7 protein-coding genes are annotated in these 4,370 nt (G+C 69.5%); 6 read left to right on the top strand and 1 reads right to left on the bottom strand.

The genetic code is table 11. The features are described 5' to 3' along the window. The first annotated feature begins 70 nt into the window (after positions 1–70). The 4 genes from DBR36_RS00035 (at position 71) to DBR36_RS00020 (ending at position 2,415) form a co-directional block, all read left to right on the top strand. Complete coding sequence (locus DBR36_RS00035; protein ID WP_219927594.1) at positions 71–514, top strand: helix-turn-helix domain-containing protein; 444 nt, start codon at positions 71–73, stop codon at positions 512–514. Continuing rightward, complete coding sequence (locus DBR36_RS00030; protein ID WP_108317002.1) at positions 511–930, top strand: DUF86 domain-containing protein; 420 nt, start codon at positions 511–513, stop codon at positions 928–930. Before DBR36_RS00035 ends, DBR36_RS00030 begins: the two co-directional genes overlap by 4 nt. Positions 931–1,008: 78 nt before the next feature. Beyond that, entirely contained in the window at positions 1,009–1,227 is a 219-nt protein-coding gene (locus tag DBR36_RS00025; protein WP_108317001.1) for a hypothetical protein, read from the top strand. A 111-nt stretch (positions 1,228–1,338) separates the two neighbouring features. Further along, complete coding sequence (locus DBR36_RS00020; RefSeq protein WP_108317000.1) at positions 1,339–2,415, top strand: alkene reductase; 1,077 nt, start codon at positions 1,339–1,341, stop codon at positions 2,413–2,415. A 56-nt stretch (positions 2,416–2,471) separates the two neighbouring features. On the opposite strand, the gene DBR36_RS00015 is transcribed toward DBR36_RS00020, so the two are convergent. Continuing rightward, entirely contained in the window at positions 2,472–2,828 is a 357-nt protein-coding gene (locus DBR36_RS00015) for a nuclear transport factor 2 family protein (RefSeq protein ID WP_108316999.1), read from the bottom strand. Positions 2,829–2,941: 113 nt separating this feature from the next. On the opposite strand from DBR36_RS00015, the gene DBR36_RS00010 reads away from it, so the two are divergent. Together DBR36_RS00010 and DBR36_RS00005 are read left to right on the top strand one after the other, a co-directional pair. Continuing rightward, complete coding sequence (locus DBR36_RS00010; RefSeq protein WP_181373412.1) at positions 2,942–3,472, top strand: MarR family winged helix-turn-helix transcriptional regulator; 531 nt, start codon at positions 2,942–2,944, stop codon at positions 3,470–3,472. A gap of 107 nt (positions 3,473–3,579) precedes the next feature. Continuing rightward, a complete protein-coding gene (locus DBR36_RS00005) occupies positions 3,580–4,365 on the top strand; it encodes an SDR family oxidoreductase (protein ID WP_108316997.1) in 786 nt (261 codons plus the stop codon). Positions 4,366–4,370 lie beyond the last annotated feature (5 nt).

Below are 4,370 nucleotides of genomic sequence, written 5' to 3'. Positions count from 1 at the left end.
GGTGGGGCACCAGCGTAGGGCGAGCGGAAGGACATATCGCCCCCCGATAACCCTCCGGTACGCTGACCCCGTGAACATCAGGGCGGGCAGGGTGGCGGCGGGCATGAGTCAGGCGGAACTCGCCCGCGCCGCACGCGTGCCGCAGCCCAACCTCTCGGCGTACGAGAACGGTCGTCGTCAGCCGAGCCCCGAGGTCCTCGATCGGATTCGCACGGCACTGGTCGGCACGCTCAACGAGAGACTCTTTCGACACCGTGACGAAATCCATCGCATCGTCACAGAGCATCACGCCACAGCTCCGCGCGTCTTCGGGTCCGTCGCCCGGGGCGACGCGAGCTCGTCCTCCGATGTCGACGTGCTCGTCGATTTCACCCCCGAGGCGGGCCTGCTCGACGAGATCGGCCTGCGTCTCGCGCTCACCGACCTTCTTCATGTCGACGTCGACGTCGTGGCATCCGACTCCCTGCGCGGGGAGTTCCGCGAGCGCGTCCTGCGCGAAGCTATACCGATATGACCGCTGAACGGCAGAAGGCTCGGGATGCCGCGGCGCGCGTCATCGCGGTGTGCGAGGTGATCGCACAGATCGTCGCGGGCGGCGAGGACCGCTTTCTCGAAGATGTCCAGGCGCAGTGGGCCGCCGAGATGGGCCTGATCCGTATCGGCGAGGCGGTCGCCAAGATCCCCGCGTCCGTACGCGATCGGTTCGACGGGCAGCCGTGGCGGCAGATCGTCGACATGCGGAATTTCGCCGCACATCAGTACGACGACCTCGACCCCCGTCGTGTGTGGCGAACCCTCACGCGTGACGTTCCCCGCCTGCGCGCCTATCTGGCGGATGTCGTCGTCGCCACCATCGCGGTCGAGCCGGACGACGCGGCGGTGTCGCGTCGTCCGGAAGGCGCGGCGAGTGCGCGCGAGCGCGAAGGGTGACGCGCGGCCGCCTTTCACCCGGGGTTCTCAGGCGAGCGGCCCGCCGGGAGCCCATGAGTCGAGTGTCATGCTGGGCCGATGACGCCCCTCTCACGAACCGCGCTCCGCATCGGCTGCTCCGTCGGCGCAGTTCTCTGCCTGGTCGGCGTCGCTCTGATCATCGTCGGGGTGGCCGGCTGGCAACCACTCGGCTCGGCGCCGGCCTGGCTGACGACGCTGTCCAGCGTCGTGGTGGTCGTCGGCATCGCGACGACGGTCATCTTCTCGGCCGCCCTCGCCCGCCGCGATCGTCGCTGAGCCGCACGCCCCCGTCAAGCCGTCCCGCCCTCGCAGGGCGCCCCGGTGGAATAGGCAGCCGTCGCCCCCTGTTGGGTGACGTGGCCCTTGTTCCCCCACGAAAGGACACCCGTGAGCCTCTTCACCCCCACCACCGTCGGAAGCATCGGCGTCCGCAACCGCGTCTCGCTCGCTCCGATGACCCGTCTGCGCGCGAGCGAGGACGGCGTTCCCGGCCCCATCGTCGCGAAGTACTACCAGCAGCGCGCGGGTATCGGACTGCTCGTCACCGAGGGTGTGTTCCCCAGCGCCGAGTCGAAGGCGTACCCGGGTCAGCCCGGCATCGTCACCGACGCGCAGGCCGCCGGGTGGGCGAAGGTCGCCGACGCGGTGCACGCCGAGGGCGGTGTCGTCTTCATGCAGCTCATGAACGGCGGACGCGTCACCCACACCGACATCACCGGAACCGACCGCATCGTCGCCCCCTCGGCGATCGCGATCGAGGGTGATACGCGCCTCGCCGACGGCTCGAAGGTCGCCTACCCCGTTCCCCACGCCCTCGAGACCGACGAGCTGGCCACGGTCCGCGACGAGTTCGTCAAGGCCGCTCGACGGGCGGTGGATGCCGGCATCGACGGCGTCGAGCTGCACAGCGCCAACGGGTACCTGCTGCACGAGTTCCTCTCGCCCGCGTCGAACCAGCGCACCGATGGTTACGGCGGTTCGCCCGAGGCCCGTGCGCGCTTCGTCATCGAGGTCGCCCGCGCCGTCGTCGCCGAGGTGGGCGCCGACCGTGTCGGCATCCGCATCTCGCCCGCCCACAACATCCAGGACGTGTGGGAGAAGGACGACGCCGAAACCCGCGCCACCTACGAGGCCCTCATCGCCGGCCTCGCGCCCCTGGGCCTGGCGTACCTGAGCGTGCTGCACGCCGACCCCGCGAGCGACCTCATCCAGGACCTGCGCCGCGCCTTCGGCGGCACGTTCATCGTCAACTCGGGCTTCTCGAGCATGACCACGCGCGACGAGGCCGTCTCGGCCGTCGAGAACGACATCGCCGACCTGGTCGCCGTCGGCCGCCCCGCCATCGCCAACCCCGACCTGGTGACCCGTTGGGAGCAGGGCGCGGAGGAGAACGAGGTCGACCAGGCCTCGGTCTACGGCCCCGATGAGCGTGGGTACACGGATTACCCGTTCCTTCAGGGCTGAGGTTCCGGATGCCAAGGGCCCCGCGCGGTTCGTTCGCACGGGGCCCTTTCGCCCCCTCAGGACGCCGGCGGAGCGAAGTCGAGCCGCTGGATCCTCCCGTCCTCGGCGAGGTGGAACTGGTATTCCAGCTCTGCCACGGCGCCCGGGAAGTCACCCTCGAGACGGTAGGACGCTCCAACCAACCCGTCGACCTCACGCGCGCCGAGAAAGGTCAGCGTAGTCGTGAAGAGGTGGATGGCCCCGTCGATCCACCCGCGGATCTCAACGAGACCTCGGAAGGTCTCGCCCTGGTCGGAGACGAGGGCGTCAGCGACGAACAGTTCGGCGACCTTGTCGGCATCCCCTCCTTGCCATCCGTCGACGAAGCCCCGGGCGGCGGCGGGGAGTTCGGTCTCTTGCAGCGTGGTGCTCATGGTCTTGCCTTTCGATGAAACTGTCTTACAGGACACTAAGACGAACTCCTGTCCTCGAGGACATATTCCCGATGGTGTCCTCCGCGACAGCAGCCCCTCGGTACCATCGACCCATGGGCACTGATGCAGACCTCGACGCGTCGCGCCCGCGGCGCGCGAGCGACTTCCCGTACCGCTCCGAGCTGCTGGCCAACCTCAGCGCGCTGATCCTGTTGTGGGAATCCCCCCGCTTCCAGGGCGAGATCCTCGCCAAGAGCGGCGAGGCCATCGATCAGCCGGCGCACGCCACGCTTCGGCACCTGCTCGCCTGGGGCCCGATGCGCCCGTCCGCCCTCGCCGACGCGCTGGGCACCGGCGCGTCCTACGTCAGCAAGATCGTCCGCCGACTCGAAGCGAACGGGTGGGTGGAGCGGACGACCGACCCGTCGGACGGCCGGGCGACGCTCATCGCCCTCACCGCGGACGGCGAAGTCGCCGCCCACGGCGTGTACGCGCTCGGCGACCGGATGATCGCCGAGGTCCTCGACGGGTGGCCGGAAGAAGACGTTCAGGCCTACACCGACCTGACGACGAGATTCGTGAAGGATGCCATCGCCTCCGGCGAGCGCATGCTGGAACGCGGCCTCCGCCCTCTCGACACCTGACCCTCGCCCCCGTTCCCGTCCTGTACGACAGTATTCGTGCTAGCGTCCTGCAGGACAGCATTTGACGTCCCCGCCGCACGGACGCCATAGAACGAGAGAAGAGGCGCATGCCGAACATGGATCGCGACCGCCTGGACGGCCGCCGCACGCTGGTGACCGGGGGAACGAAGGGGGCGGGCAAGGCCGTCGTCGAGCGGCTCCGTGAACTCGGGGCGGACGTGTGGGTGTCGGCCCGTTCGATGCCCGACGGGTACCCACACCCGGACCGCTTCATCGCGGCCGACACCTCCACCACGGCGGGCACCGATCACGTCGCCGCCGAGATGCAGAAGGCCGGCGGCATCGACATCCTCGTGCACGTCGTCGGCGGCTCCTCCACCCCGGCGGGAGGCTTCGCGGCCGTCCCCGAGGACCAGTGGATCGCCGAGCTGCAGCTGAATTTCCTCGGTGCGGTTCGGCTGGACCGCGCCCTCATCCCCGGCATGATCGCGAAGGGGTCGGGAGTCGTGGTGCACGTCACGTCGATCCAGCGTCAGATGCCCCAGTGGGAGTCGACCCTCCCGTACGCGGCGGCCAAGGCCGCGCTCCGCACTTACAGCAAGGGCTTGGCGACCGAGCTCGCGCCGAAGGGCGTCCGCGTGAACGCGGTCAGCCCCGGCGGCATCCGCACCGAGGGGACTCAGGGCTTCTACGAGCGCATCGCCGAGGCCAACGGGATCAGCGTGAATGCCGCGCTCCACCACGTCATGGACTCGCTCGGCGGCGTACCCCTCGGGCGTTTCGCCGAGACGGAAGAGGTCGCCGACCTCGTCGGCTTCCTCGTCTCCGACCGCGCGTCGGGGATCGTCGGGGCCGAGGTGGTGATCGACGGGGGCACGGTTCGGACGGTGTGACCGGG

The sequence above is a fragment of the Microbacterium sp. HMWF026 genome (assembly GCF_003061325.1).
Taxonomy (GTDB): domain Bacteria; phylum Actinomycetota; class Actinomycetes; order Actinomycetales; family Microbacteriaceae; genus Microbacterium; species Microbacterium testaceum_E.
The sequence above is the reverse complement of the archived record's forward strand: the minus strand, read 5'-3'. Positions and strand labels throughout refer to the sequence as shown.

Bases quoted from the DNA above. Each gene is read 5' to 3' on its own strand.
- DBR36_RS00030 (WP_108317002.1), top strand. From the start codon at position 511: ATGACCGCTGAACGGCAGAAGGCTCGGGATGCCGCGGCGCGCGTCATC.
- DBR36_RS00025 (WP_108317001.1), top strand. From the start codon at position 1,009: ATGACGCCCCTCTCACGAACCGCGCTCCGCATCGGCTGCTCCGTCGGC.
- DBR36_RS00015 (WP_108316999.1), bottom strand. From the start codon at position 2,828: ATGAGCACCACGCTGCAAGAGACCGAACTCCCCGCCGCCGCCCGGGGC.
- DBR36_RS00010 (WP_181373412.1), top strand. From the start codon at position 2,942: ATGGGCACTGATGCAGACCTCGACGCGTCGCGCCCGCGGCGCGCGAGC.
- DBR36_RS00005 (WP_108316997.1), top strand. From the start codon at position 3,580: ATGCCGAACATGGATCGCGACCGCCTGGACGGCCGCCGCACGCTGGTG.